The following is a 26,207-nucleotide window of genomic DNA, read 5'->3' as shown; positions in this document are numbered from 1 at the left end:
CGTTCAGGGCTGGTCGGCGAGCGACGAGATCCAATCGACTGGCGTGTCCCGGGGAGTGCGCGAGGCGAGAGCCACACGCAGTGCGTCGTCGTCGACGAACCAGTAGCTGAGTAGCTCCCGGTCCACGAATGTGACGGGCACATGGTCTGTGAATCTGGCCTGGAGTGAGCCGATGGAATCTATGTCCACGGCACGCCAGGCCACCCCGAGGTCCTCGCAGGCCCTGCGCACGACCGCTTCGGCATCCACGCAGAGGTGGCATCCGGAGCGGGTCAGCAGCAGAACCCGTGAGGGTGCTGCCACTACTTGCCGGCGCGACGACGCTGGATGCGGGTCTTCTTCAGGAGCTTGCGGTGCTTCTTCTTGGCCATGCGCTTGCGACGCTTCTTGATGACAGAGCCCACTGTGTGCCTTTCATTACCGGATGATCCGGGTGCCTTCGATGTGCCTGGCCACGTTGGGCCAGACTCTGAATCTTAACCGCTCTTGGGGAGTATCGACCAATCCCTCTCAGCGGGCCATGGCGCGGCCGCGCTCGGCGCAGGCCTCCATCGCCGCCAGGAACGCCGCGCGGACCCCGCGATCATCCAGCACGCGGAGCGCGGCGGCGGTGGTGCCGGCGGGCGAGGTGACCTGTTCGCGCAGCTCGACGGCCCGCGACCCTGTGGCGAGCAGGGCGGCCGATCCGACGAAGGTCTGCACCACCAGATCGCTTGACTGCTGGCGCGTGAGGCCCTGGTGGACCCCCGCCTCGATCATCGCGTCCGCCACGTAGAAGAGGTAGGCCGGGCCGGAGCCTGAGACGGCGGTGAGCGCGTCGATCTGGGTCTCCGGAATGACGATGCTGCGTCCAACCGCGTCCATCAGCGCGGAGACCGCCTCAACCTGCTCCGCCGAGGCGTGGTGCCCGGGCACCACCCCGGCCATCCCCTGCCCCACGAGAGCGGGCGTGTTGGGCATCACGCGGACGACGGCGGCCCCCTCGGGCAGGCCGGCCTCGAGCTGCGCGATCGGCGTGCCGGCGGCGATCGAGACCACCAGTGGCACGTTCCCCCGCACCTCGATGCGGCTCGACAGCTCCTCCAGCACCCCGTCGATCTGGTGAGGCTTGACCGCCAGCACCACCACATCGGCGACGGCGGCCTCGGACAGCGGGACCGCCCGGACCCCGTGTGCGGCGGTGACCGCGGCGGCCCGCTCCGCGGAGGGCTCGACGACGGAGAGGTCCGCCGGCCGATGCCCTGCGGCGAGCCATCCCGCGAGCAGCGCCTCGCCCATCGCCCCTGCGCCGATCAGAGTCAGCTTCATCGGATCAGCAGCTCAGCGATCTGGATGGCGTTGAGGGCAGCGCCCTTGCGCAGGTTGTCGTTGCTGATGAACAGCACCAGACCGCGCCTGCCCTCCACGCTCTGGTCCTGACGGATCCGGCCGACGAACGAGGCGTCAGCGCCCGCGGCCTGCAGCGGGGTGGGCACATCCACGAGCGTCACTCCCGGCGCCTTCGCCAGCGCCGCGCGGGCCTCCTCGGGGGTGATGTCCGCGGCGAAACGGGCGTGCACCGACAGCGAGTGGCCAGAGAAGACGGGGACGCGCACGCAGGTGCCGGCAACCCGCAGCTGCGGCAGGTGCAGGATCTTCCGGGACTCGTTGCGCAGCTTCTTCTCCTCGTCCGTCTCACCCTCGCCGTCGTCGACGAGGCTGCCGGCCAGCGGCACCACGTTGTAGGCGATGGGGGCGACATAGGGGGCCACATCTGATGGGTGGAATGCCGCGCCGTCGTGGGCGAGGACGCGGGGGTCCTCGATCTGGCCCAGCTGCGAGGCGAGCGCCTCGACGCCCTTCACTCCCGACCCGGAGACGGCCTGGAAGGTGGTCACCTGCAGCGACTCGAGGCCCGCTGCGTCGTGGAGTGCCTTGAGGACCGGCATGGCGGCCATCGTGGTGCAGTTGGGGTTGGCGATGATGCCGAGCTCGGCCTGCCCGACGTCCTCCGGGTTGACCTCGGAGACCACGAGCGGGACCCGCGGATCCATCCGCCAGGCCGACGAGTTGTCCACGACGGTGGCGCCGGCCTCGGCCACGCGCGGCGCCCACAGCTTCGAGGTCGACCCACCGGCCGAGAACAGGGCCACGTCCAGGCCGGCGAAGTCCGCCGTCTCGATGTCCTCGACGAACACCTCTCCCGCACCCCAGGGCAGCGCCCTGCCCGCCGACCTCGCCGAGGCGAAGTAGCGGATCTGCTCAACCGGGACATTGCGCTCCGCCAGGAGGCGACGCATGACGCCGCCCACCTGCCCGGTCGCGCCGAAGACTCCAACACGCATGGGCGGAAGTCTACGACGACACCGCCTGAGCGCGACATGTCGTGTCCAGTGCCTCGCCATTCCCGCCTGTCCACTGGGTAGTGTTCGCCTCGTCGGGTCTGAGAGAAGAGGTCGACGATGAAGCAGGTTCCCCAACCGCATCCGTCGCGCATCACGCCGTTCAGCAACCATTGCGTCGTCGTCGGAGTGACGCCGGAGCAGCCGGAGGTGGTGCTGTTGACCGCCGCCGAGCTGGCCCGGGCGCAGGGAGGTGTCCTGTACTGCGCCTATGCGGACCCCGGCCGGGTCGTCGAACGTGAGTTCCCCGATGGCACCGTGGAGCACAGCGACATGGACCCGGACATGTCCGACGACGAGGAGTGGCGGCGGCGCCAGGAGACGCTGCTGGCCGCGGTCGGGGAATCGATGGCCGGCAGCGATGTGCCCTGGGAGTTCCGGTATCTGGCCGGCCGCGCTGATCGGGCGCTGACCCATCTCGCCAGGGCGGTCGACGCAGCGGTGATCGTCGTCGGCACCGGGCGTCCCGGGCGGAGCGGCCGTTTCCATGGCCTGCTCGACGCCGCCGTCGGCACGCACCTCGTCCACCACCAGCACCGCCCGGTGCTCACGGTGCCCACTTCGGTGGTGGACTGGAAGACACCGCTGGAGTGGCGGTGACCCCACCCTCCTCGTCGCTGCCCGCCTACCTGCGGCCCTCCCTCCTCGGTCTGGTCACCCTCGGCGGCGCGGCCGGCACGACGCTACGGTCCGCCCTGGAGTCCGCCTTCGGGGCGGGCGCCGGCGAGTTCCCGTGGGCCACGTTCGCCATCAACGTCTCGGGCGCGCTGATCCTCGGCGCCCTCCTCGAGGCGCTTGCCCTGGTGACGGCTGACAGCGGGCGGAGGAGGGCGCTGCAGCTCGCGCTGGGCACCGGGCTCCTCGGCGGTTACACCACCTACAGCACCTTCATCCTGGAGGCGGTCGCGCTGGGACGCGGTGGAGACCTGCCCCTGGCCATGGCCTATGCCGGTGCCAGCGTCGCCGTCGGGTTCCTGGCCGCCAGCGCATCGATGGCGCTCGTGCGCCGGGCGGTCGCGGCTGGGCGGCGGGCATGATTCCGCTCTGGGTGGCCCTGGTCGGCGGCCTGGGCGCGGCGGCACGCTTCATGCTCGACGGGGTCATCACGGCAAGGCTGAGCCGCTCGCTACCCACCGCCACGCTCATCATCAACGTGACCGGCTCGTTCCTGCTGGGCGTCGTGACGGGGTGGGCCGCCGGTGGGGCCGAGGCCGTGCGCGCCGTCGCGGGGATCGGCTTCCTGGGCGGCTTCACCACCTTCTCCACCGCCAGCGTCGAGCTGGTGCGCGTGGTGCGCGTGGGCCGCGCCCCCGCAGCGGTGGCGCTGGGGGTCGCGATGCTCCTGTTCAGCGTCGCGGCCGCCCTGATCGGCCTGGCCGTCGGCGCGGCCATCCGCTGAGCGCCAGAGGGTCAGCGGCCGATCCAGGCGAGCAGTACGGGCAGCAGGGGGGCGCCGACGAAGGCGACGATGTCCAGCAGCGAGTGCGTGATCACCAGCGGCATCACGCGCCTGATCTTCAGGTACAGCCATCCGAAGGCCAGGCCCATCACCAGGTTGCCCACGAAGCCGCCGAAGCCCTGGTAGAGGTGGTAGCCGCCGCGGATGAAGGCGCTGACCACGACGATGACCCACATCCGGCCGCCCGTCTGGGCCCACCTGGTGAAGAGGTAGCCGATCATCAGCACCTCCTCCAGCACGCCGTTCATCACAGCCCGGAGCACAAGCACGGGAACGGTCCACCAGTTCGCGGCCAGGTTGGCCGTGCTCACCTGGGTGTTGATGCCGATCTCGACGGCGAACACGTAGAACGCCAGCCCCGCGACCCCGATCACGGCGAACACGCCCAACCCCCAGGCCAGGTCGAAGCCGGGGCGCCGCAGGTCGAAGCCCATCACGCGCCAGGGCCCCTCCTCCGGGCGGTGCTGCGTGGCGAGCAGGTACAGCGCCAACGCCACCGGCACCAGCGGGAACGTCATCCACGCGAGCTGGTAGGCGAGGTCCAGCCAGGGCCTGTCCGGAGTCGCGCTGTTGTTGATGGAGGTGGTCTGCTGGTTGAGCGGGATGGGCCTGGTGAGCTTCTCGATGATCGAGAGCAGGGCGTAGATCGCCGACTGCCCCAGCGAGAGCAGCAGCACGATGACCATCTCGGTGCGCAGGAGGCGGCGGGTGGACGGCTCGACCGCGAGCGCCGAGGGCGCCGTCACCGCTTGTCCGAGATGGCCCGCAGGTAGCTGTACAGCGTCCTCGGCCGGGCGGCGATCCGCGTGGTGAGGTACTCGAACCAGGCCGGCCCGAACGGCACGTAGGTGCGGGAGCGGTAGCCGATGTCCGTGAGCCGCCGCTGCTCGAGCGGGCGGACGCCGTAGAACATCTGGAACTCGAAGCCGTCCCGGCCGACGGCGTTGCGTCGGGCCAGGTCCTGCGTGATGGCGATCATCGTCGGGTCGTGGGACGCCACCATGGCGTAGGCGTGGTCCTCCATGGCGCGGCGAACGCACCTCACCAGTGCCAACGACTTCTCGTGCTCATGGCGGTAGCCCTCGGCCTTCGGCACCGGATAGGACCCGACGCAGAGCCGCACCCGTGCCCCGTCGGCGCCGATCCGCTCCAGGTCACGTTCGGAACGCCGGATGTCGGCGGGCAGGGTCAGCCCGATCCGGTCGCAGCCGGCGCGGGCGGCGCTCCACAGCCGCAGGGTCTCGTCGTATCCCTCGGTGCCCTGCATCTCCAGGGTGACGACGGCACCGCTGGCCGTGGTGACGCGGCAGAGATCCTCGAGGCGGGCGCGGGCGCTGGCTGGACTGTCGCGGAGTCCGAGCGAGGACGGCTTCACGGAGATCTCGACGCCTTCGGCGCCCTCCCCCAGCGCGTCCAGGGCCCGGCAGAGCATGTCCGTGGTCTCCGCCTCGTCGTCGGAGCTGGGAAGGTAGGCCAGCGATACCAGCAGCCCCTGCCCCTGGAGCCGCCGCGTCACGGCCACCGCGTCGTCGATGCCCTCACCCGCCACGTAGGAGCTGGCGAAATCCAGCGCCGCCCCGGAGGCCATGGCGGACTCCTGCACCCGCCGAGACCTGATCACACCCCGTACCGCGCTGTTAAGACGCGACATCGACCCTCCTGGCAGAGCCCTTCGCCAGCACCTTCCGGATGGAGGCCAGCGAATCCGCCAACATCTCCTCCCGTTCGTGCCGCGACCGCGCCCGGCGGCTGGAGATCTCCAGCACGATGTGGCCCGGGAACCCCTGTGCCGCGAGTTCCTCCACGAGGGTCCACGCGTTCTGATCGCCCTCCCCCGGCAGGAGGTGCTCGTCCTTGAGGGAGCCTCGACCGTCGGTGAGATGCACGTGAGCCAGGCGATCCCCCCACGCGTGCATGAGGTCCAGCGACTGGCGCTGCGACGTGGACGCGTGGCTGAGGTCCAGCGTCAGGTGGTCGTAGTCATAGACAGTTGGGTCCCAGCCGGGGAGATAGGCCTGGAAGTGGCCGGCGGGCGTCCGCCACGGGTACATGTTCTCGACGGCGAACTTCACCGGGGACTCCGCGTTGAGGCGCTTGATGCCGGTCACGAACTCGGCGCCGTACTCGCGCTGCCAGCGGAACGGCGGGTGGACCACGACGGTGTCTCCGCCGAGACGCTGCACCGCCTCACCGGAGCGCCTCAGCTTGTCCCACGGGTCCGAGCCCCAGGTGCTCTGGGTGACCAGGAGGGTGGGGGCATGCACGGACAGCACGGGCACCCCGTGGTAGGCGGAGAGTTTCTCGACGGCGTCGACATCGGTGGAGAGGGCATCGACGCCGACCATGAGCTCGACGCCGTCGTAGCCGAGCGACGCGGCCAGCTCGAACGCGCTGGCAGAAGCCTCCGGAAAGACGGAGGTGGTCGAGAGCAGGACCTTCGACGTGGACACACCGCAACACTACCCGCCGGAGCCCCGGACCGGCTGAGCCCGATTAGTTGTTTAGCACTGGTCAGGGCAAGAATGGGCCCATGCACGTCGACCATCTGATCTTTGCGACAGGCCTCGACGGCCTCAAGGCTGAGGCATCGCGGCTCGCCGATGCACTGGGTACGGAGTACAAGGACGGCGGTTTCCATCCGCGTTTCGGTACCCGCAACCACATCATCCCGCTGGCTGACGCCCGCTACATCGAGGTGGTCGAGGTCCTGGACCACCCGGCCGCAGACAAGGCCGCCTTCGGGCAGGCCGTTCGGGCCCGCTCAGAGATGGGCGGCGGATGGATGGGCTGGGTGATCAGCGTTCCGGACATCGCGCCCTACGAGCAGCGCCTCAACCGCTCCGCCGTGCCAGGTCTGCGCCACTTCCCGGACGGACGCCGTCTGGAGTGGGTCCAGATCGGGATCCGCGGTCTCATCGCGGATCCGCAGCTGCCGTACTTCCTTGAGTGGAAGAGCGACGACTCGCTCCGCCCTGCCGCGCTCCGCGGCGAGGTGCGCCTGACGTCGCTGCAGATCTCGGGCTCCGCGGATCGCCTCTCGGAGTGGCTGGCGATGCCGGTGGCCGACGAGATCGACGGCATCAGCCTGGACCTCGTGGCCCCGCACGGCACGCCCGGAATCTCCAACGTGACGTTCGAAACTCCCCAGGGCACCGTCACCATCTGACCCGATGTGTCGGAGGGGGCACCTAAGCTCTCAGCGTGGCAAAAAAGCAGGACACCTATCACTGCACCGAGTGCGGATGGACGAGCGTGCGCTGGGTCGGCAAGTGTGGTGAATGCCAGGCCTGGGGCACGGTGGCCGAGCGCGGGGCACCCAAGCTGAAGCAGGTGTCGTCCTCCGTTCCCATGGACGCGGCCGTGCCCATTTCGCAGGTACCCACGGACACGGCCCAGAGACGCCTCACCACTATCGCCGAGCTGGACCGGGTGCTCGGCGACGGCATCGTGCCGGGATCGGTGATTCTGCTGGCAGGCGAACCCGGGGTCGGCAAGTCCACGCTGCTGCTGGACGTGGCGGCCAAGTGGGCAAGGTCCGGACAGCGCACTCTGTACATCTCGGGTGAGGAGTCGGCCTCCCAGGTGCGGCTGCGGGCCGAGCGCACGGGATCCGTCGCGGACGAGCTCTACCTGGCCTCCGAGACGGATCTGGGCACGGTGCTCGGCCACGTGGAGAGCGTCCGTCCCAGCCTGCTCGTGGTGGACTCGGTCCAGACCATCGCCACGGCTGAGGCCGAGGGAGCGCCCGGCGGCCCCGCGCAGGTGCGGGAGGTCACGGGCGCGCTGGGCAGGGTGGCCAAGCGCGAGGACATGGCCGTGATCCTGGTGGGACACGTCACCAAGGACGGCGCCATCGCCGGCCCGCGCACCCTCGAGCACCTGGTGGACGTGGTCCTCACCTTCGACGGGGACAGGCATTCGGGGTTCCGGATGGTGCGGGCCACGAAGAACCGCTTCGGCCCCGCGGACGAGGTGGGGTGCTTCGAGATGAGCGAGAGGGGCATCGTCGAGGTACCGGACCCGTCCGGGCTGTTCACCACAGAGCACAACGAGCCGACGCCGGGCACCTGCGTCACGGTGACCATGGAAGGCAGGAGGCCGCTGCTCGCCGAGATCCAGGCGCTGGTGGCGCCGTCGCCCTACCAGTCCTCCCCGCGGCGCACCACCCACGGCCTGGACAGCTCGAGGATCGCCATGGTGCTGGCGGTGCTGGAGCGGAAGGTTCGCCTCCCGCTGTCCCAGCACGACGTCTACGTCTCCACCGTCGGCGGGGCGCGGGTCACGGACCCCTCTCTGGACCTCGCAGCCGCGATCGCGATCGCCTCGGCCGCCGTGGACTGGCAGTACCCACGCAGGCTGATCGCGCTGGGCGAGGTGGGACTCGCGGGTGACCTGCGGAGGGTGCCGGGCGTGGAGCGGCGGCTCGCCGAGGCGGCCAGGCTGGGCTTCGAGCTCGCCCTGGTACCGAGGGGCTCACGGGACGTGACGGTCAAGGTCCCCCGGCTAGGCGGGTTGAAGGTGACCGAGGTGGGCTCTCTGGCGGAGGCGATCGAGACGCTGGCCCTTCACGTCTCCGGGCAGGGTTGAGGCCGAGGTGGAGGCGCTGCGGATCGGGGAGATTGCCCGGCGCACGGGGTTGTCGCCCCGGACGCTGCGCCACTACGACCAGCTCGGCCTGCTGGTCCCCAGCCAACGGTCGACGGGTGACTACCGGCTGTACTCCCATGAGGACCTCGTGCGGCTCCTGGCCATCGCGCACCTCAAGTCGCTCGGGCTCTCACTCACCGAGGTGCGCAGCGCCCTGGACGATCCGGCCTTCGACGCCGCGACCCTCCTCCAGCAGCACGTCGAGGCTCTCGAGCGCAGGATCGTGGCCGAGCAGGAGCTGCTCGCCAGGCTGAGGGGGCTGACGACGGCGGCCGAGGCCGGCTGGGACGAGGTGCTGGATGCCATCGCATTGAGCGAACGGTTACGGCATCCGGATGCGGCGGTCCGCTTCCGAGCGGCGCTGTCCAGCCACGAGGCCGCCCCCCTGGAGGACCTCGTCGAGATCCTGCGCAGCGATCCGGAGCCCGGCGTCCGTGAGGCCGCCACCTGGGCGATCACCCAACGCGGGCAGGGCTCGTCGGCCAAGCTGAGCGAGGCCCTGGCCACCGGAGACCGGGACGCCCGCCTGTCCCTGGCGCACGTCCTGGGCAAGCTCCGGGACCCGGGGGCGGTGTCGATGCTGGCCGCGCTGCTGGAAGACGAGGACGCCACCGTGGCGGCCAAGGCCGCGTTCAGCCTGGGACAGGTGGCCGGGCCTGGCGCGGTGGACGCGCTGATCGGGGCCCTCGCAGACCCCAGAGCCGCCGTCAGGGATGAGGTCGCGGCCTCGCTGGCCCGCCTCGCGGGCGCGGTGGAGCCGCTTCTGGCAGCCACGTCGGATCCCGCGCCATTGGTCAGGGCGCTGGCGGCCGAGACGCTGGGCCTGATCCGGGCGCCCGCGAGCGTCGGGGCGCTGGCGGCCCTCCTCTCGGACCCGGACCGGGAGGTGCGCTTCGCGGCCCTGCTGGCGCTCGGTCAAATCGACGGTCAGGAGGCCGGGCGCGCCGTCGCGGGTGAGTTGGACTCACCGGATCAGCGCGCCCGGCTCCTCGCCCGGCGCCTCATGGCGGACCGTCAGGCCTTCGCCTTGGCGGACTCGGAACGGGCGGCCAGGAAGCGACCAGCCACCTGAGCGAGCAGTGCGTCACCGCCGTCGGCGATACGCGCCAGGGCGCCGTCGGACACCTCGCTGAGCTGCCCCAGGGCAGAGACCGCATGCAGCGCGACGGTGGCGTCGCCGTCGCCGGCGGAGGTCTCCAAGGCGTCCACCGCTGGGTCGGCATGCGGTCCGCCGAGGTGGCCGAGCGCCTCCGCGGCGTGGGCCCGCACCTCGGCGTCGGGATCACCGAGGGCGGCCGTCAGCGCGGGAACGGCCTTCTCCCCCAGGCGGTGCATCGCGGTGGTGAGGGCGTCGCGTTGCAGCGCATCACCGTCGCCCAGACGCTCGGCCAGCACACCGGCCGCCTCGTGGCGCCCGGTGTTGGCCACAGCGCGGTAGGCCTTGATCGCCACGTCGGCGTGCTCGTCGCCGACGAGCGGACGGAGGCTCTCGAAGTGGGCAGGGTCGCCGATCTTGCTGAGCACGTGCGCACCGGCGCGTCGCTGGTCCGCCTCCGGGCTGGTCAGCATGGCCAGCAGGTCCGCCTCCGCCTCCTCGGCGTGCTGGACAAGGGCCCAGGTGAGGTCCTCGCGGACGCGGGGGTCGCGTTCGATCCGCAGCCGATCCAGGAGGGCCGGCGCGGCCGCGGCGTCCCGCGTGGCACCCAGGGCGAGGGCGGCGTGGCGCCGGGCGGTGCCATCGGTGCTGGCGAGGGTCTGGATAAGTGTCTGAACATCGGTCATGGCTCGACGCTAATCCTTGACGCTGCGTGAAGGTCAAAACGGTTCGCTGACGGAGGATTCCGTAGCCGGTTCACCCCGACCGGGGGGCCAGTCAGCAGTAGCGTGGAGCCAGACCACCGCTCTCAGGAGAAAAATGCCAGACCTCGCCATGATGACCCAGCTCGGCGGACTGCTCATCCGGCACCTCAAGGCGTTCAACACCGACGCTTCTCCGCTACCCGGCGAGTCCCCCGACGCCACACAGGCCGAGGACGCCGTGAAGTTCACCGAGGGGCTGGAGAAGCTCGGACCAACCTTCATCAAGTTCGGCCAGCTGCTGTCCACCCGCCAGGACCTGCTGCCCACCTCCTACACCGAGGCGCTCACCCGGCTGCAGGACAACGTCGATGCCGTCCCCGTCGAGGAGATCCGGCAGCGCATCGAGGACTCCCTGGGCGCCCCCGTCTCGACGCTGTTCGCGGAGTTCGACGACGTCCCGCTCGCCTCAGCCTCGCTCGCCCAGGCCCATCGGGCCGTCACCCGCACCGGCCGCGACGTGGTGGTCAAGGTGCTGCGTCCGGGCGTCCGGGAACGCGTGCGCAGCGATCTGGCCTCGCTGGCCGAGCTGGCGGACTTCGCCGACGCCAACACCGCCATCGGCCCCCGCCTGGGGGCGGCCAAGATGCTCGCTCAGTTCCGCCGGTCCATGGCCGACGAGTTGGACTACCGCAAGGAGGCCGCCAACCTCGACACCTTCCTGGAGCTCGTCGAGGACGAACCGGACCTCGTGGTGCCCGCCTACATCGCGGATTACTCCACCGACGACGTCCTGACCATGGAGTTCGTCCCAGGCAAGAAGATCACGGACGTCGGCCCGCTGGCGATGCTCGATGTCGACGGCGCCCGGCTGGCCGCCTCCCTGTTCCGCTTCATGCTCAGCGCCATGCTGATCGACGGCATCCTGCACGCCGACCCTCACCCGGGCAACCTGTTCCTCACGCCGGATCATCGGGTGGCGATCCTCGATGTCGGCATGGTGGTGCGGCTTCCACGGCGGCTCCGGAGCGCCATGGTCAAGCTGCTGGTCTCCATCGGTGAAGGCGACGGCGAGGGCGCCGCGACCATCCTGGCCGACATGGGTCACCCCACCGACGAGTACGACGCGGCGGCCTTCCGCGACGACGTCTCGCACCTGGTGTCGGCGACGCTGTCCATGGGAGCGGACCTCCAGGCGGGCAGCGTGCTGATGCAGCTGGCCCGCGTCTCCGGCGTGCACGGCCTCCGCCCACCCGCGGAGATGACCCTGGTGGCCAAGGCACTGCTCAACCTGGACCAGGCCACGCAGCACCTGGACCCGCGCTTCACCCCCATCGAGGCCATCCAGGCAAACCTCCCCACCATCCTCACCGCCGGCCTGAAGCCCAGCGCCGGGCAGACCCTGCTCGGCACCATCGAGGGCAAGGAGTTCCTGGAGCGGCTCCCCCGCCGCGCCAACCGCCTGCTGGATTCCCTGACGGAGGGGGAGCTGGCGTTCACCGTCAACGCCTTCGACGAGAACCGCGTCCTGATGGTGCTGCAGCAGGTGGCCAACCGGCTGTCCACGGCCCTCATCCTGGCGGCCATCACGATCGCGGCCGCCCTCCTGATGTTCGCCGACGTCGGCCCGCGGCTCCTCGGATACCCGGCGCTCGGGATGGTCTTCTTCCTGCTCGCCGCCGTCGGTGGCCTCGTGATGGTGGCCACCATCCTGTGGCACGATCGGCCCTTCCGCCGCACGGTCAAGCGGACCGACCGGAGGGCTCGCCTCTCCGACGACGCGGGTGGCCCCTCGCGCACCTAGACTGGGCTGATCCACAAGGAGGTGTGTTGGCCAAGTCCACCGTTCGCCGCTACCTGAAGCTCCTCGCGCCCGGCACTCCACTGCGCGCCGGACTGGACCGCATCCTGCTGGGTCACACAGGCGCGCTGATCGTGCTGGGCAACAACTCCAAGGTGACGCAGGTGTGCTCGGGCGGGTTCCAGATCGGCGTGGAATGCACCGAGCAGGCGCTGCGCGAGCTGGCCAAGCTCGACGGCGCCATCATCCTCTCCACGGACCTCACCCGGATCATCGCGGCCGGGGTGCACCTGGTGCCGGCGGGTGACCTGCCCACCGCGGAGACCGGAACCCGGCACCGCTCGGCGGACCGCACCGCGCAGGCCGCCGGGGTGCCGGTGGTGACGGTGTCGGCCTCGATGTCGACCGTGTCGCTCTTCCTCGACGGCCGGCGCCACGTCGTCGAAACCGTCTCCCAGGTGATCAGCAGGGCGAACCAGACGCTGGCCACGTTGTCTCGGGTGGTCGCCCGGCTGGGTGACCTGATGGATCAGTTCACGGCCCTGGAGATCGGGGAGCAGGTGACCCTGCGCGATCTCGCCCACGTGGTCCACCGCCTGGAGCTGACCCGCCGGCTGTCCTCGGAGATGCAGTTCCACGCCGACGTCCTGGGGGTCGAGGGCCGGATGGTGGCGATGCAGCACGCCGAGCTCGCCTCCGCCTTCGACGGCGTGGCCGATCTGCTGACGGAGGACTACGCGCACAACCTGGGGGATCCCGCCGAGTTCGATCTGGCCCGCCTGCACAACTTCTCCACCGAGGAGCTGTTCAGTGGGGCGCTGGTCGCGCAGCGACTCGGCTTCGGGCCCAACCCCAACATGGAGCAGGCGGTCGCCACACGAGGTGTCCGCCTGTTGACCAAGGTGGGGCGCCTGCCGGCGCCCCTGGTGACCAGGCTCGTGGACCGCTTCACCATCCAGGAACTGTTCGCCGCCCCGCTGAGCGCGCTGCTCGAGGTGGAGGGCATCGGGCAGCTGCGGGCACGCCAGGTCCGCGACGCGATGTCGAGGATCGCCGAGATCAACTGACTGCACACGGCCGCGGACCAGTGGAGGAGCCCCCTGCCGCCGGTATAGGCTGGGGGCAACACAGGGGAGCGCCACGGGGCGCTGAGAGTGCGGGAAGTCCGCAGACCCTCAAACCTGATCCGGTTAGCACCGGCGTAGGGAGTGAGATCTCCTCGGCCCGGCCGAGCCTCCGAAAGGAGACAACCACCATGATCAGCACCAGCCGCGCCCTCGCAGCCGGGGCAGCCGTCCTGGCGCTCAGCGCCTGCGCAGGCGGCGAGCCCGCCACCACCGGAGCGCCGACGGCCACCACCACCGAGACCAGCTCACTGACCGTGTTCACCCACGACGCCTTCACCCTGCCCGACGAGCTGAAGGCCCGCTTCGCCGAGGAGACCGGCTACGAGGTCACCTACACCACCCCGGGCGACGCTGGCGCCCTGGTCAACCAGCTGATCCTCACCAAGGACTCCCCGCTCGGGGACGTGGTGGTGGGCGTGGACAACACGTTCGCGTCGCGGGCCTCCGAGGCGGGGGTCCTCGCCCCCTACACCTCCCCGGCATCCGCGTCGCTGCCCGAGGAGTTCCTCGCCACGGACCTCACCCCCTTCGACTACGGCGACGTCTGCATCAACGCCGACACCGTCTGGTTCGAGGCCAACGACCTCCTCCTACCGGTCACCCTCGACGACCTGGCCGAGCCCGCCTACAAGGACCTGCTGACGGTCACGAACCCGGCCTCGTCGTCGCCGGGCCTGGCCTTCCTCATCGCCACGGTCGGCGCCAAGGGCGACGGCTACCTGGATTACTGGCGCGCGCTGATGGACAACGGCGCCAAGGTGGCCTCGGGCTGGACGGAGGCCTACTACACGGACTTCTCCGGCGCCGACGGGAAGGGCCCACGGCCCCTCGTGCTGTCCTACGCCACCTCACCGGCCTTCACTGTCGCGGGGGACGAGTCCACCACCGTCGCGCTCCTGGAGACCTGCTTCCGGCAGGTCGAGTACGCGGGCGTGATCGCCGGGGCTGAGAACGCGGTGGGGGCCGGAAAGTTCATCGACTTCCTGCTCACCCCCGAGGTGCAGGCCGCGATCCCCGAGAACCTCTACATGTTCCCCGTCGTCCCTGGCACTCCCCTCCCCGAGCAGTGGGAGAAGTTCGCGGTGCTCCCCGACGAGCCCATCGACGTCCCGCAGTCCGAGATCGGCGCCAACCGCGACGAGTGGATCAGGGCGTGGACCGACGCCACCAGTTGAGCCGCGGGCTTTGGTGGGCGGGCTGGACGGTCGCGGCGGGGGTGCCGGCCGCCTTCCTGGCCGTCTTCTTCGCGTGGCCGGCCGCCAGCCTCGTCGCCCGCGGCCTCCACGACGGCTCGGCCTGGACGCTTGAGGGCTTCGCGTCGGTCTTCGGCTCCCCCCGCACGTGGGGGGCAGTGGGCTTCACGCTCGGCTCGGCGTCCCTATCGACGGTGCTCTGCCTCGCGCTCGGTCTTCCCGGCGCGCACCTGCTGTACCGTCGCCGCTTCCGCGGCCGAGACACGCTCCGCGCGCTGGTGACCATCCCCTTCGTGTTGCCGACGGTGGTGGTGGGCGTGGCGTTCGGGTCGCTGTTGCGCCCCGACGGGCTGCTCGGCTGGCTGGGCCTCGGCGGGACCGCCTCCGCGATCCTCGCCGCGATGGTCTTCTTCAACTACTCGGTGGTGGTGCGCACCGTCGGTACCTTCTGGGCCCGCGTCGACCCCCGGCTCACGCAGGCCGCTGCCACCCTCGGCGCGTCCCCGGCGCGGGTGCTGGTGACGGTGACCCTCCCCACCCTGGCGCCCGCGCTGCTGTCGTCGGCCTCGCTGGTGTTCCTGTTCAGCGCCTCCTCCTACGGGATCGTGATGGTGCTGGGCGAGACCCGGTTCCGCACGATCGAAACGGAGATCTGGTTCCTCACCACTCAACTGCTGGACCTCCCGGCGGCGGCGGCCCTGTCCGTGGCGCAGCTCGTGATCGTCACCGCGACACTCTGGCTCAGCGCCCGGGCGCAGGCCCGCATGACGCGGGCGCTGCGCCTGCAGCCCGACGTGGTGACGGCCCGCCCGCTGGCGCTTCGCGCCGATTGGCCGGCGGCCGCGCTCACGCTGGCCGTCGCCGTCGTGCTGCTGGGCCTTCCACTGGCCAACCTCCTCTGGCGCTCGCTCCATGTCGGCGGCAGGCTCAGCCTCGGCAACTTCGCGCTCCTGACCGACGCCGGTGGACCCGGGGCCGGGGTGTGGGGTGCGCTCCGCACCACCGTCCTGACCGCGCTCAGCGCCACCGCCATCGCCCTGACGCTCGGCATGCTCGTGGCGTTGGTGGCCTCGAGGCGCCCACGCCGCCGACGCGGCCGTCACGCCCTGGCCGCCCTGGAGGGGCTGTTCCTGCTGCCCTTGGGGGTCTCCGCGGTCACCGTCGGCTTCGGCTACCTGATCACGCTGAACCGGCCGCCGCTGGACCTGCGTTCGAGCATCGTGCTGATCCCCATCGCCCAGGCTGTGGTGGCCCTCCCCCTCGTGGTGCGGACGCTGCTGCCCACCCTGCGCGCCATCGATCCCCGGCAACTGGAGGCCGCCGCGACACTCGGCTCCACGCCGCTCCAGGTGCTGCGACGGATCGAGCTGCCCCACCTGGCGCGCGGGCTCGGGCTGGCCACCGGGTTCGCGTTCGCCACGTCGCTGGGCGAGTTCGGGGCCACCTCCTTCCTGGCGCGTCCCGACAACCCCACCCTGCCCGTGCTGATCTTCAGGGCCTTCGGCCGCCCAGGCGTCGAGAACTACGGGCTCGCCCTGGCCGCCTCGGTGCTGCTGGCAGTATTGGCGGGAATCACCATGGCGCTCGCGGAACGCGTGCGGCCGAAGGAGGTAGCCACGTGGTAGCACTCGAGGTTCGAGACGCCGTCGTGCGCTACGGCGACACGGTCGCGGTCGACGGCGTATCCGTGGCCGTGCCGCGGGGAAGCGTGGTCGGCCTCCTGGGGCCGTCGGGGTCCGGGAAGTCGACCCTCCTGCGCGCCATCGCGGGGCTCGAGCCGCTCGTGGCCGGTTCGGTGTCCTGGGAGGGGCAGGATCTCGCCGGCACCAAGGTGCACCAGCGCAACTTCGGGCTCGTCTTCCAGGACGCGCAGCTGTTCCCCACCATGACGGTGGGCAGGAACATCGCCTACGGGCTGGGGCGGCTGGCACGCGAGGAACAGCGCGCGAGGGTGGCGGAGATGCTGGAGCTCGTGGGGTTGCCCGGTTACGAGCAGCGCCGCCCCACCGAGCTGTCCGGGGGCCAGGCCCAGCGGGTGGCGCTGGCCCGCTCGTTGGCGCCGTCGCCGCGCGCCCTACTCCTTGACGAGCCGCTCTCTGCGCTGGATACCGGGCTGCGCCGTCGCCTCGCCGACGACCTGGCCAGGATTCTGCGCGAAACCCACACCACCGCGGTCTACGTGACCCACGACCATCAGGAGGCCTACACCATCGCCGATTCGGTGGCGGTGCTGCACGAGGGCAGGCTCCTGCAGATGGCCGACCCCGAGGCGCTGCGCAGCGCGCCCTCCTCCAAACAGGTGGCGGCGTTCCTGGGCTACCGCGCGTTCGTGACCGAGCACCAGGCGCGGGAGTTGGGATGGCACGGCTCGCTGCCGGTGGGCTTCGTGCTCGGCGTGGGGCCGAGCTCGCTGGTGCTGGACGACTCGGGCGTGGACGTGGAGGTCGTGGATCAGGGGTACACCGTCGACGACGTCGAGATCGGGGTGCGCCTCCCTGACGGCCAGCGGGCTACCGTGTCCTCGCCCGATCGGATCCACGAGCCGACGGTGCGGGTTCGCCTCATCGGCGGCGCCGTCACCCCGGCCTGACCGCCGCCACGGTCTCAGCTGCCGGCCGAGGCCACCCACGCCGCCCGGACGCGCTGCCCCACCGTGACGGCGCTGCCCGCCGCCACGGCCACGAGCCCCGCCGCCAACACCCACCACGGCGCGCCGAGCCCGACTGCCAGGGTCGCGGCGCCCGCCACCACGAGCCTGTCGCTGCGCTCGAAGATGCCCACCGCCATGTCCCAGCCCTCAGCCTCTCCACGGGCCCGGGAGTAGGACACCGCGAAGCCGAAGACGAGGCAGGCCAACGCCAGCCAGAGGACAGTCGGCTCGGCGTTGGCCGCCGCCCAGATCACGAGCCCGGCGAAGACCGCGCCGTCAGCCACGCGGTCCGCCGTGGAGTCCAGGAACGCCCCGAAGCGGGTGACCCTGCCTCCCTGGCGAGCCATGGTTCCGTCGAGGCCATCGGCGAGCAGCAGCACTCCGACGACGATCACCCCGAGCACCAGGTCGCCCTTGGGGAGGAACCAGAGCGCGGCCGCGCAGACCCCTACGGTGCCGCCGACGGTGACCGCCGTCGGCGAGACGCCGAGCCTGAGGAGCAGCCGGGCCAGTGGGGTCAGGGCGCGCCCGTAGGCACCGCGGAGGAAGGACAGCACCCCACCAGACTAGTGAGGTCCGCACCACCCGAACCCGCGGCACCCACTGAGCGGCCCCGCGCCGACTGATGCCGGCGTGGTCGACGGCGCTACGGTGGTCCCGTGGCCCGAGAACGATTCCCCCGATCCGTCTACGCGGCCGGCGACGAGCCGGACCCCCGGTTCACGCTGGCCAACGAGCGCACCTACCTCGCGTGGATCCGGACCTCGCTGGCCCTGCTGGCCGGCGGCATCGCCCTTGAGGTGCTGGGGCTGGGAATTCAGGAGTCGTTTCGGATCGCCGCATCGGTGCTGCTGATGGTCACCGGCATCGCCGCCGCCCCCTTCGCCTGGTGGGGATGGGCGCGCTACGAGCGGGCGCTGCGCAGCGGCACCCCCCTGCCGTCGTCGCTGTTCGCCCTGCCTGTCGCGGTGGCCGTGACGGTCAGCGGAATGCTCGTGTTCGTCGGCTTCCTGGTGCGATGAACGAACGGCCCTCAGACCCCGGCCTGGCAGCCGAGCGCACGATCCTGAGTTGGCAGCGCACGGCACTCTCCATCGGCGCGGGAGCCCTGGTCTTCGCCCGCATCGAGGCCACTGCCCTGGGACTGTGGTCGTGGGCGTTCGCCGCCGCTGGGTTGGCTCTGGCTGCCCTCATCGGTGTCTGGTCCAGGCGGAGGTACTCCTTCACCCACCGGACGCTGGTCGGCGGTGGCCGGCAACTCGCCGACGGCCTGCTGCCCGCCGTCGTCGCAGTGTCGGTCGCGGCGGCGGGAACCGTCGCCCTCATCCTGTCCCTTGTCAGCGACGCTCCGCGTCTGTGAGTGACGACCAGGTCCGCCATTGTCAGCAGGCGCGTGCGGCGTGAGGCAACTCTGCGGTGGGGCGCCCAGCCCGAGGTCGGGAGGAAGCGAACGGGGCCGACCCGTTGGTCGGCCCCGTTCGTCGTGGGTGGCGTCAGGCCGTGGCCGCGCCGTCGGTCCCCGGTGCCACAGCCAGCTCAGGCAGATCCGCCTTCGCCACGCCGGTGAACTTGAACGGCAGCTCCGCGCCCTCCTCAGTGACGTCGACCTGGACGATCTGGCCCGCCTGCAGCTCACCGAAGAGAATCTTCTCGGCGAGGAGATCCTCGATGTCACGCTGAAGCGCCCGACGCAGCGGGCGCGCACCCAACACCGGATCGAATCCGCGCTTGGCGATCAGTGTCTTGGCCGCGGGCGTGAGCTCGATGCCCATGTCCTTGTCCTTCAGCCTGGACTCGATCTGCGCAACCATGAGGTCAACAATCCGTTCGATGTCGGCCTGCGAGAGTTGGTGGAACACCACGATCTCGTCCACACGGTTGAGGAACTCCGGACGGAAATGCTGCTTCAACTCGTCCGAGACCTTCGCCTTCATCTTCTCGTAGCTCGACTCGGCATCCCCCGAACGGGTGAATCCGAGATTGACGCTCTTCGAGATGTCACGCGAACCCAGGTTGGTGGTCATCACGATGACGGTGTTCTTGAAGTCCACCACTCGACCCTGGGCGTCCGTCAGCCGGCCTTCATCCAGAATCTGCAACAGCGAGTTGAAGATGTCCGGGTGAGCCTTTTCGATTTCGTCGAACAGGACCACCGAGAACGGCTTGCGCCGCACCTTCTCCGTGAGCTGACCGCCCTCTTCGTAGCCGATGTATCCCGGGGGGGAGCCGAACATCCGCGACGCGGTGTGCTTCTCCGAGTATTCGCTCATGTCCAGGGTGATCAGGGCATTCTCGTCGCCGAACAGAAACTCGGTGAGCGCCTTGGTCAGCTCGGTCTTTCCGACCCCGGAAGGGCCGGCGAAGATGAACGAGCCGCTTGGACGCTTGGGATCCTTCAACCCGGCGCGGGTGCGGCGGATGGAGCGGGAGAGCGCCTTGACCGCATCGTGCTGACCGATGTACCGCTTCCCCAGTTCCTCCTCCATGCGGAGCAGCCGCTGGGACTCCTCCTCCGTGAGCTTGAAGACGGGGATGCCGGTGGAGCCGGACAACACGATGGCGATCTCCTCCTCACCCACAACGGCAGGAATGTCGGAATCGCCCTGCTTCCAGGCCTCCTCCTTCTCTGCCCTCTGGGCTCGGAGCTTCTGCTCCTCGTCGCGGAGGCGCGCGGCCCGCTCGAAGTCCTGCGCGTCGATGGCCGCATCCTTCTCGAGCTTGTTGGCGGCGATCATGTCGTCGAACTCGCGCAGGTCCGGCGGCGCGGTCATGCGCTGGATCCGCAGGCGTGCGCCTGCCTCGTCGATCAGGTCGATGGCCTTGTCCGGCAGGAAGCGGTCCTGGATGTAGCGGTCCGCCATGGTGGCCGCCGCGACGAGCGCCTCGTCCGTGATGGTGATGCGGTGGTGGGCCTCGTACCGGTCCCGGAGGCCCTTGAGGATGTCCACCGTGAGCGCGACTGACGGTTCGGCCACCTGGATGGGCTGGAAGCGACGCTCCAGCGCGGCGTCCTTCTCGATGTGCTTGCGGTACTCGTCCAGGGTGGTGGCACCGATGGTCTGCAGCTCGCCTCGGGCCAGCATGGGCTTGAGGATGCTCGCGGCATCGATGGCGCCCTCGGCGGCGCCGGCCCCGACGAGGGTGTGGATCTCGTCGATGAACAGCATGATGTCACCGCGGGTCTTGATCTCCTTGAGCACCTTCTTCAGGCGTTCCTCGAAGTCGCCGCGGTACCGGGAGCCCGCAACGAGGGCGCCCAGGTCCAGGGTGTAGATCTGCTTGTCGCGGAGCGTCTCGGGCACGTCGCCCCGGACGATGGCCTGGGCGAGGCCCTCCACCACGGCTGTCTTTCCGACGCCGGGCTCACCGATCAGCACCGGGTTGTTCTTGGTGCGACGGCTGAGCACCGTCATGACGCGCTCGATCTCGTGCGCGCGGCCGATGACCGGATCCAGCTGGTTCTCGCGCGCGGCCTGCGTGAGGTTGCGGCCGAACTGGTCCAGAACCTGCGAGGTGCCCTTCTCGGGGCCGGTCTCCGGGGCGCCAGACATCGAAGCCTCGCGTCCCTGATAGCCGGTGATGAGCTGAAGCACGGTATTGCGGACGCGGTTGAGATCCGCGCCCAACTTGATCAGCACCTGAGCCGCGACACCCTCGCCCTCGCGGATGAGGCCGAGCAGGATGTGCTCGGTGCCGATGTAGTTGTGGTTCATCTGGAGCGCCTCGCGCAGCGAGAGCTCCAGCACCTTCTTGGCGCGCGGCGTGAAGGGGATGTGCCCCGTCGGAACCTGCTGCCCCTGGCCGATGATCTCCTCGACCTGCTCGCGCACCGCTTCCAATGCGATCCCGAGCGATTCGAGCGCCTTCGCGGCCACGCCCTCACCCTCGTGGATGAGGCCGAGCAGGATGTGCTCGGTGCCAATGAAGTTGTGGTTGAGCAGCTTCGCCTCGTCCTGCGCCAGGACGATGACGCGCCGAGCGCGGTCCGTGAACCGTTCGAACATGTGATTTCCCTCCTGCGGCCCGGCGACGTGCGCCGAGCAACCACCTCTAGCTTACTGACGTACCCGAGGGAACCAATGCTCCACGGTTCACCGGCCGCGAACGTGGACGGTCAGTGCGCCGCTTCGTAGGCCGCGAGCACCTGAGCCGGGATGCGGCCGCGGTCCGAGACCTGGACGTCGTTGGCCCGCGCCCATTCCCGGATGGCGTTGGTGTCGCGGCTTCCGGGCCGCGCGGCCTGCTTCCGGGCGGCCTTGCGACCCGTCCTGGTCGCCTTCTCGATGTAGGGGGCGAGCGCCGCCTCCAACTTGCTGGCATTCTTCTCGGAGAGATCGATCGTGTAAGCGTCCCTCCCCAGAGAGAACTCGACCGTGCGGGCGTCGCTCGACCCGTCGATGTCGTCAACGAGGATGACGTGAACCTGCTTTGCCATGATTACTCCTATTTCGGGGGGGTGAAGAGTCCTCAAAGAGATTACCGCCTCAGGGCCCGTGACGGAAGGAGGGAATAGAATGCCGCCGATGAACTCATTCACCATTGGCGGACTTTCCCTGGCCGGGCACACTCCCCTATCGTTGGGGCTGAGGCATCCCACCTCCGTGGGACTGATCACCCTGGCCGCAGATATCGAGGCCGGCGTCATTGTCCATGCTGACGTGACCTCAGGATTCGGGCATCGGGCTGCCGAGAAACTATTTGAGGTCCGCGATTATCGCGCCATGATCATGCTCGCGGACCGGCACGATTGGCTGGCGGCCTTCAGCGGCGAATTGAGCCTGGTGCTCACCATCGAGAATTCCATGCGGTTGACTCCCCCGGCGCGCGCCACCATCCTCCGCACGCTGCTGGCTGAATGCGCCCGCCTGCACAGTCACCTGTCCTTCCTCAGCTATCTCGCCGACGGGGAACTCGGCTCACGACTGTGGACGGTGGTGGACGCATTGCGTGACCACATGCTCAGCTGGACCGGAAACCGCGTCCATCCGATGCTCTGCAGAGTGGGCGGGCTGGCCGCCGACGCCCCGCCCGGCTGGCTGGCCGGCCTCACGCCACTGCTCGACGACGTGGCCCGCCTGGCCGGCGACCTCGCCGCCGCGCTGTCGCGCACCACGCGGTTCTCCGGCCTGGCGGTCCTGGACCGGAACGCGTGCCTCGGGTACGGGCTGTCGGGGCCGGTGGCGAGGGCCGCCGGAGTGGATCTCGACCGCCGCCGGTCGGGCTACCTTGCCTACGGCACCCTCTTCGTCCCAGCGCCCACCCGGCACGCCGGCGACGGCCGGGCGCGTCTCGCGGTGCTCATCGACGAGCTGGACACCAGCGTCGCCATGATCCGGAGCGCGCGGTCGCTGGCCGATCAGACCCCCGGCACCGTGGGGATCAAGCTGTCACGCAGGCTGAAGGTGCCGGAGGGGGAGCATTCGACGGACCTTGAGGCGCCATGGGGAGTCGCATCGTGCCTGATGGTCTCGCGAGGTGGTCAGACGCCGTGGCGGGTTGCGTTGCGCACCCCGTCGTTCAGCAACCTCTCCGCGCTGGGGCGGGCACTCGAAGGGGTGCCAACAGACAGCATCGCCGACGTCGTAGCCACACTGGGCTACACCGTCGGCGATGCGGACAAGTGAAGGCGTCAACCTCAGGCGTGGCGGCGCAGCTCCGGCAGGCCGTCGAGGTTGAGCTTGGCCAGGTCCACCATGGTGGGGTGCTCGTCCTGGCCCCACACGTCGTAGATGCTGGGTGAGACCCGGCGGGGCAGGTCGACGATGTTGGCCGTGTCCTCAGCCTCGAGTTCCGCGATCCGCGACTCCAACGCCTCGATGCGGGCCTGGCGCTCAGCCACCTCCGCCCTCAGCCAGACGGCGTTGCCGCGCATGGAGCTCAGCTCGGCCTTCGCGGCACCCAGCTGGCTGCGCAGCTTGGCGATCACGAGTTGCAGGTTCTCCGCCCGGGCGTTGAAGCGGCCGATCATGGCTACAGACTCCTCGTGGAAGCGTGCCGCCTGCTGCGAGCGGAGGCCCACCTCATGCTTCATCTCCACAGCGTGCCGCTCCCGCTCCGCACTCAGCTCCCGCCAGGCGGTCCAGACCGCGGCGAACGCCATCACGACGGCGACCAGCACACCCGCACGGACGACCCACAGGTCCCCCGCCAGGGAGGCCAGGGAGGCGGCGGTACCGACGCCGAGGATCGTGAGCGCAAGGGTGCGCTCGGTGGACTTTCGAGAAGCGCGTCGACCAGACATGCGGCCACAGTATTGCCCAGCCTGTCCGCTTCCGGGCAGGCTGGTGGGCGTGTCGGGATCACGCCGGCGAGGCAACCCCCGGCGAAGGATCGTCGTCGTCATCCTTGTCCTGCACCACACAGGCACGCTCCAGCAGCGCCCCCGCAGCGGCCAACAGCAGGGCAGCCACGATCGTGGCGACGCCCTGAATCACGCGCGCCGACGGAAGGGGTGCGTCGAAGAGCTGCACGAAGCGCGCCACATAGACCACGTGCCCCCCGGCAAGGAGGGCGCCGGTCATGATCATGGACTTGCCGATGGCCAGAGCCGCAACCGACTCCTGCGACTGCACGCGGTGCTCCTCGATGCGCTTCGGCAGAAGTCGCGCGTAGACCGCGACACCCACTGCCAGCACCACCGTCAGGATGGGCACTGACCACGGAACGACGGGAGGAAACGTGCCCGCGGCCTCGAAGGCGAGCAACAGCAGTCCGGACACGGCGGCGCCAGAAAGCACCGAGATGACGGCCTGACGGGCGGTGGTCAGGCCGAGGCGCGGCCCCTGGCTCAAAATCCTGTGACGGCCGTGACCACGACATCGTCGCGGCGGGTCACCGTCGACGTGTCCAGTTCCTCGACGAGGTCCGCGATGGGCCCGTGCCCCGCGATCTCCGCGTTCGGGTCGATGTCCAGCCACGGCACCAGCACGAAGGCTCGCTCGTGCGCGCGGGGATGGGGCAACTCGATGCTGTCCTCCGAGATCCGCTTGCCCACCATGATGATGTCGATGTCCAGCGTCCGCGGGCCGTGACGAAGCTCGCGGGTGCGGCCGAAGTTCTCCTCGATGGCCTGTGCCCGGTCCAGGATGGTGAGCGGCTCCAAGGTGGATTCCGCCACGACGACGAGGTTGAGGAAATCGTCCTGGTCCTGAACATCGCCGTGCGGCTTGGTCTCATAGACCGGCGAGACATCGACCAGGATGAGGTCCGGGGTCTCGGCGAGGTAATCGACGGCCTCCTGCAGGATGGCGGCCGAATCCCCCATGTTGGATCCGAGGCTCAGTACCACCTTGGCGATGGGGCGAAGGTTACCCAGCGTGTCGACATCGATATCGAAAGGGCCGTTAGACATCTTTACTCCTGCTGATCGTGACGGCAACATCCGCAAAGTGCTGGCTGAGGGGCGCACGCGGCTTGTGCACGGTGACCGTGACGCCCACCACTCTGCCATGCTCCAGGCACCTCGTCGCAATCTCCCCAGCCACCGTCTCAATAAGATTGCGTGGCTCCCCGGTGATCACCGACTCCACCATGGTCGCGATGTCCGCGTAGCTCACGGTGTCGTCCAACTCATCCGAGGACGTCTCGAGGGGAAGCTCCAGAATGACGTCGACGACGAAGGGCTGACCTTCGCGGCGCTCATGGGGAAAGACCCCATGGAAGCCTATCGCGGTCACTCCTGTGAGCGTGATGCGGTCGATTGTCGTGCTCCCTCCGGTTGTGCCGACCCTACCGCACGGGCTCCCTCGGCCGACGGCCCGGGCCCGTCGTTCAGCTGATCCTGAGCGGCGCCTCATGCCGGAGCCTGCGGGCCACCGCGACCGCGTCGCTCTGCGTGAGGACGTCGTGGGTGCGCACGGCCCACACATCGTGCAGGGCGGACCAGAACGAGACAGCGGCGGTGGCACCGTCCCTCCCCTGGGGCTCTCTCCCGCCCAGCAGCTCCCCGAGGAAGGCCTTGCGGGAGGCGCCGATGAGCAGCCTGTGCCCCAGGTCCTGGAAACGGTCGAGGTGCCTCAGCAGCGTCCAGTTGTGGTCCCAGGACTTCGAGAACCCCAGCCCGGGATCGAGGATGATGCGCTCGGCAGGGATGCCCGCGGCGAGCGCGGCGTCCCGCTGGACGAGCAGCTCGGCGATCACGTCACTCACGACATCGGCGTAGACGGCGTGCTGCTGCATGCCGACGGAGTGCTCGCGCCAGTGCATCACGACGAAGTCGGCCCCGGAATCGGCCACCACGGCCACCATGTCCGGGTCCGCCTGCCCGCCCGAGACGTCGTTGACGATGGCGGCTCCGGCCGAGATGGCGGCCAGGGCCACGCTGGCGCGCATGGTGTCCACTGAGACCCGGATCCCGTCGGCGGCCAGCGCCTGCACCACCGGCACCACTCTGGCCCGCTCCGCATCCTCGGTCACCCGTTGTGCGCCCGGCCTGGTGGACTCGCCGCCCACGTCGATCAGCGAGGCACCCTCGGCGAGCAGCCGCCTCGCGTGCACGACCGCCTGCTCGGGATCCAGGTAGCGCCCGCCGTCGGAGAACGAATCAGGGGTGACGTTGACGATCCCCATCACCAGCGTCATCGGGTCACCTGCCGATGATGAGGCTCATCGCCTCCGCCCGCGTGGCGGGATGACGCAGAAGCCCGCGCACGGCCGAGGTCACGGTCCGGCTGCCGGGCTTACGCACCCCGCGCATGGTCATGCAGGTGTGCTCGGCCTCCACCACGACGATGACCCCCCGGGCATCCAGGTGCTCGACCAGCGCGTCCGCGATCTGGGTGGTGAGCCGCTCCTGCACCTGCAGGCGCCGCGCGTAGATGTCCACCAGCCGGGCGAGCTTCGACAGCCCGGTCACGCGGCCGTTCTCCGAGGGGATGTAGCCCACGTGGGCCACACCGGTGAAGGGCAGGAGGTGGTGCTCGCAGGTGCTGACCAGTTCGATGTCCTTGACCAGCACCATCTCGTCGTGGGCGATGTCAAAGGTCTTGCCCAGGACGCCGGAGGCGTCCACGCCGTGGCCGGCCAGCAGCTCCCCCCACGCCCGCGCCACCCGGTCCGGGGTCTCCAGCAGCCCGTCACGTTCAGGGTCTTCTCCGATTGCGATGAGCAGCTCTCGCACCGCGGCCGCGGCGCGGCCATGATCCACGGCCATA

At 69.8% G+C, this 26,207-nt stretch carries 31 protein-coding genes and 1 riboswitch; of the genes, 14 read left to right on the top strand and 17 right to left on the bottom strand.

Features of this window, described 5'->3' with window-relative positions:
- Positions 1-3 precede the first annotated feature (3 nt).
- The 4 genes from ACZK39_RS13910 to ACZK39_RS13895 all read right to left on the bottom strand — a co-directional run bounded on the left by ACZK39_RS13910 (position 4) and on the right by ACZK39_RS13895 (position 2,324).
- A complete protein-coding gene (locus ACZK39_RS13910) occupies positions 4-303 on the bottom strand; it encodes a glutaredoxin family protein (protein ID WP_463613637.1) in 300 nt (99 codons plus the stop codon).
- Positions 303-404 carry a 30S ribosomal protein bS22 gene (locus ACZK39_RS13905; RefSeq protein ID WP_002550589.1) on the bottom strand — a complete coding sequence of 34 codons (102 nt, stop codon included), beginning with the start codon at positions 402-404 and terminating at the stop codon, positions 303-305. The genes ACZK39_RS13910 and ACZK39_RS13905 overlap by 1 nt, the downstream gene beginning before the upstream one ends.
- 106 nt (positions 405-510) lie before the next feature.
- Entirely contained in the window at positions 511-1,308 is a 798-nt protein-coding gene (gene proC, locus ACZK39_RS13900; RefSeq protein ID WP_463613636.1) for a pyrroline-5-carboxylate reductase, read from the bottom strand.
- On the bottom strand, positions 1,305-2,324 hold the full coding sequence (locus ACZK39_RS13895) for an aspartate-semialdehyde dehydrogenase (RefSeq protein WP_463613635.1): 1,020 nt from the start codon (positions 2,322-2,324) through the stop codon (positions 1,305-1,307). The genes proC and ACZK39_RS13895 overlap by 4 nt, the downstream gene beginning before the upstream one ends.
- Before the next feature lie 117 nt (positions 2,325-2,441).
- Here ACZK39_RS13895 and ACZK39_RS13890 point away from each other — a divergent pair, with 117 nt between their 5' ends.
- From ACZK39_RS13890 to ACZK39_RS13880, 3 genes are read left to right on the top strand one after another with little or no spacing between them, the layout of a single operon-like run.
- Positions 2,442-2,981: a universal stress protein gene (locus ACZK39_RS13890; protein WP_463613634.1), complete on the top strand. Its 540-nt coding sequence runs from the start codon at positions 2,442-2,444 to the stop codon at positions 2,979-2,981.
- Complete coding sequence (locus tag ACZK39_RS13885) at positions 2,978-3,418, top strand: FluC/FEX family fluoride channel (RefSeq protein WP_463613633.1); 441 nt, start codon at positions 2,978-2,980, stop codon at positions 3,416-3,418. Before ACZK39_RS13890 ends, ACZK39_RS13885 begins: the two co-directional genes overlap by 4 nt.
- Complete coding sequence (locus tag ACZK39_RS13880) at positions 3,415-3,780, top strand: fluoride efflux transporter FluC (protein ID WP_182782169.1); 366 nt, start codon at positions 3,415-3,417, stop codon at positions 3,778-3,780. The genes ACZK39_RS13885 and ACZK39_RS13880 overlap by 4 nt, the downstream gene beginning before the upstream one ends.
- A gap of 11 nt (positions 3,781-3,791) precedes the next feature.
- Here ACZK39_RS13880 and ACZK39_RS13875 read toward each other — a convergent pair whose 3' ends face one another.
- The 3 genes from ACZK39_RS13875 to ACZK39_RS13865 are packed head-to-tail and all read right to left on the bottom strand — an operon-like array spanning position 3,792 to position 6,290.
- Positions 3,792-4,586, bottom strand: a complete 795-nt coding sequence (locus tag ACZK39_RS13875; RefSeq protein ID WP_463613632.1) for a CPBP family intramembrane glutamic endopeptidase — start codon at positions 4,584-4,586, stop codon at positions 3,792-3,794.
- On the bottom strand, positions 4,583-5,491 hold the full coding sequence (locus tag ACZK39_RS13870; RefSeq protein ID WP_463613631.1) for a proline dehydrogenase family protein: 909 nt from the start codon (positions 5,489-5,491) through the stop codon (positions 4,583-4,585). The genes ACZK39_RS13875 and ACZK39_RS13870 overlap by 4 nt, the downstream gene beginning before the upstream one ends.
- Positions 5,478-6,290 carry a sugar phosphate isomerase/epimerase family protein gene (locus ACZK39_RS13865; RefSeq protein ID WP_463613630.1) on the bottom strand — a complete coding sequence of 271 codons (813 nt, stop codon included), beginning with the start codon at positions 6,288-6,290 and terminating at the stop codon, positions 5,478-5,480. The genes ACZK39_RS13870 and ACZK39_RS13865 overlap by 14 nt, the downstream gene beginning before the upstream one ends.
- A gap of 80 nt (positions 6,291-6,370) precedes the next feature.
- Between ACZK39_RS13865 and ACZK39_RS13860 the strand changes: the two genes are divergently transcribed.
- The 3 genes from ACZK39_RS13860 to ACZK39_RS13850 are packed head-to-tail and all read left to right on the top strand — an operon-like array spanning position 6,371 to position 9,559.
- A complete protein-coding gene (locus ACZK39_RS13860; RefSeq protein WP_463613629.1) occupies positions 6,371-7,006 on the top strand; it encodes a VOC family protein in 636 nt (211 codons plus the stop codon).
- 35 nt (positions 7,007-7,041) lie between these two features.
- Positions 7,042-8,427 carry a DNA repair protein RadA gene (gene radA, locus ACZK39_RS13855; protein ID WP_182782165.1) on the top strand — a complete coding sequence of 462 codons (1,386 nt, stop codon included), beginning with the start codon at positions 7,042-7,044 and terminating at the stop codon, positions 8,425-8,427.
- Between the two features lie 7 nt (positions 8,428-8,434).
- Complete coding sequence (locus tag ACZK39_RS13850) at positions 8,435-9,559, top strand: HEAT repeat domain-containing protein (protein WP_463613628.1); 1,125 nt, start codon at positions 8,435-8,437, stop codon at positions 9,557-9,559.
- On the opposite strand, the gene ACZK39_RS13845 is transcribed toward ACZK39_RS13850, so the two are convergent.
- The gene (locus ACZK39_RS13845) at positions 9,502-10,269 is read right to left on the bottom strand and encodes a HEAT repeat domain-containing protein (RefSeq protein WP_463613627.1); all 768 of its coding nucleotides are present in this window, start codon (positions 10,267-10,269) and stop codon (positions 9,502-9,504) included. The genes ACZK39_RS13850 and ACZK39_RS13845 overlap by 58 nt on opposite strands.
- A gap of 133 nt (positions 10,270-10,402) precedes the next feature.
- Between ACZK39_RS13845 and ACZK39_RS13840 the strand changes: the two genes are divergently transcribed.
- The 5 genes from ACZK39_RS13840 (at position 10,403) to ACZK39_RS13820 (ending at position 16,995) form a co-directional block, all read left to right on the top strand.
- Positions 10,403-12,088 carry an ABC1 kinase family protein gene (locus ACZK39_RS13840; RefSeq protein WP_459056218.1) on the top strand — a complete coding sequence of 562 codons (1,686 nt, stop codon included), beginning with the start codon at positions 10,403-10,405 and terminating at the stop codon, positions 12,086-12,088.
- A gap of 26 nt (positions 12,089-12,114) precedes the next feature.
- On the top strand, positions 12,115-13,152 hold the full coding sequence (gene disA, locus ACZK39_RS13835; protein ID WP_463613626.1) for a DNA integrity scanning diadenylate cyclase DisA: 1,038 nt from the start codon (positions 12,115-12,117) through the stop codon (positions 13,150-13,152).
- Between the two features lie 52 nt (positions 13,153-13,204).
- Positions 13,205-13,310, top strand: a riboswitch (TPP riboswitch).
- Between the two features lie 30 nt (positions 13,311-13,340).
- Positions 13,341-14,387: a thiamine ABC transporter substrate-binding protein gene (locus tag ACZK39_RS13830; RefSeq protein WP_182799104.1), complete on the top strand. Its 1,047-nt coding sequence runs from the start codon at positions 13,341-13,343 to the stop codon at positions 14,385-14,387.
- Complete coding sequence (locus ACZK39_RS13825) at positions 14,366-16,030, top strand: ABC transporter permease (protein ID WP_463613625.1); 1,665 nt, start codon at positions 14,366-14,368, stop codon at positions 16,028-16,030. The genes ACZK39_RS13830 and ACZK39_RS13825 overlap by 22 nt, the downstream gene beginning before the upstream one ends.
- Entirely contained in the window at positions 16,024-16,995 is a 972-nt protein-coding gene (locus ACZK39_RS13820; protein WP_182799106.1) for an ABC transporter ATP-binding protein, read from the top strand. The genes ACZK39_RS13825 and ACZK39_RS13820 overlap by 7 nt, the downstream gene beginning before the upstream one ends.
- 14 nt (positions 16,996-17,009) lie before the next feature.
- On the opposite strand, the gene pgsA is transcribed toward ACZK39_RS13820, so the two are convergent.
- A complete protein-coding gene (gene pgsA, locus ACZK39_RS13815) occupies positions 17,010-17,612 on the bottom strand; it encodes a phosphatidylinositol phosphate synthase (protein WP_463613624.1) in 603 nt (200 codons plus the stop codon).
- 102 nt (positions 17,613-17,714) lie between these two features.
- Here pgsA and ACZK39_RS13810 point away from each other — a divergent pair, with 102 nt between their 5' ends.
- Both ACZK39_RS13810 and ACZK39_RS13805 read left to right on the top strand, forming a co-directional pair.
- Positions 17,715-18,077, top strand: a complete 363-nt coding sequence (locus tag ACZK39_RS13810) for a YidH family protein (protein ID WP_182782156.1) — start codon at positions 17,715-17,717, stop codon at positions 18,075-18,077.
- On the top strand, positions 18,074-18,415 hold the full coding sequence (locus tag ACZK39_RS13805; RefSeq protein WP_463613623.1) for a DUF202 domain-containing protein: 342 nt from the start codon (positions 18,074-18,076) through the stop codon (positions 18,413-18,415). The genes ACZK39_RS13810 and ACZK39_RS13805 overlap by 4 nt, the downstream gene beginning before the upstream one ends.
- A 133-nt stretch (positions 18,416-18,548) precedes the next feature.
- Here the strand turns inward: ACZK39_RS13805 and ACZK39_RS13800 are convergent, their stop codons facing one another.
- Both ACZK39_RS13800 and ACZK39_RS13795 read right to left on the bottom strand, forming a co-directional pair.
- Positions 18,549-21,059 carry an ATP-dependent Clp protease ATP-binding subunit gene (locus ACZK39_RS13800; RefSeq protein WP_182782154.1) on the bottom strand — a complete coding sequence of 837 codons (2,511 nt, stop codon included), beginning with the start codon at positions 21,057-21,059 and terminating at the stop codon, positions 18,549-18,551.
- A gap of 110 nt (positions 21,060-21,169) precedes the next feature.
- Complete coding sequence (locus ACZK39_RS13795; RefSeq protein WP_182782153.1) at positions 21,170-21,490, bottom strand: histone-like nucleoid-structuring protein Lsr2; 321 nt, start codon at positions 21,488-21,490, stop codon at positions 21,170-21,172.
- Between the two features lie 88 nt (positions 21,491-21,578).
- On the opposite strand from ACZK39_RS13795, the gene ACZK39_RS13790 reads away from it, so the two are divergent.
- Positions 21,579-22,679, top strand: coding sequence for an NADH-quinone oxidoreductase subunit D-related protein (locus ACZK39_RS13790; RefSeq protein ID WP_459056210.1), 1,101 nt, complete (start codon positions 21,579-21,581; stop codon positions 22,677-22,679).
- Between the two features lie 11 nt (positions 22,680-22,690).
- Here the strand turns inward: ACZK39_RS13790 and ACZK39_RS13785 are convergent, their stop codons facing one another.
- Genes ACZK39_RS13785 through folE form a run of 6 tightly spaced genes read right to left on the bottom strand, consistent with a single transcriptional unit; the run spans position 22,691 to position 26,206 of the window.
- A complete protein-coding gene (locus ACZK39_RS13785; protein WP_182782151.1) occupies positions 22,691-23,296 on the bottom strand; it encodes a hypothetical protein in 606 nt (201 codons plus the stop codon).
- Positions 23,297-23,354: 58 nt separating this feature from the next.
- Positions 23,355-23,846 carry a DUF3180 domain-containing protein gene (locus ACZK39_RS13780; RefSeq protein WP_182782150.1) on the bottom strand — a complete coding sequence of 164 codons (492 nt, stop codon included), beginning with the start codon at positions 23,844-23,846 and terminating at the stop codon, positions 23,355-23,357.
- Positions 23,843-24,406 (bottom strand): 2-amino-4-hydroxy-6-hydroxymethyldihydropteridine diphosphokinase, encoded by a 564-nt coding sequence (gene folK / locus ACZK39_RS13775; protein ID WP_182799119.1) that lies wholly within the window; start codon positions 24,404-24,406, stop codon positions 23,843-23,845. Before folK ends, ACZK39_RS13780 begins: the two co-directional genes overlap by 4 nt.
- The gene (gene folB, locus ACZK39_RS13770; protein ID WP_463613622.1) at positions 24,399-24,851 is read right to left on the bottom strand and encodes a dihydroneopterin aldolase; all 453 of its coding nucleotides are present in this window, start codon (positions 24,849-24,851) and stop codon (positions 24,399-24,401) included. Before folB ends, folK begins: the two co-directional genes overlap by 8 nt.
- The gene (gene folP / locus ACZK39_RS13765; protein ID WP_182782147.1) at positions 24,826-25,635 is read right to left on the bottom strand and encodes a dihydropteroate synthase; all 810 of its coding nucleotides are present in this window, start codon (positions 25,633-25,635) and stop codon (positions 24,826-24,828) included. Before folP ends, folB begins: the two co-directional genes overlap by 26 nt.
- A 4-nt stretch (positions 25,636-25,639) precedes the next feature.
- Positions 25,640-26,206 (bottom strand): GTP cyclohydrolase I FolE, encoded by a 567-nt coding sequence (folE, locus tag ACZK39_RS13760; protein ID WP_182782146.1) that lies wholly within the window; start codon positions 26,204-26,206, stop codon positions 25,640-25,642.
- Between the last annotated feature and the right edge of the window lies 1 nt (position 26,207).

Source organism: Tessaracoccus luoxuelianae (assembly GCF_055326245.1).
This window is presented reverse-complemented; position numbering and strand designations above follow the sequence as displayed.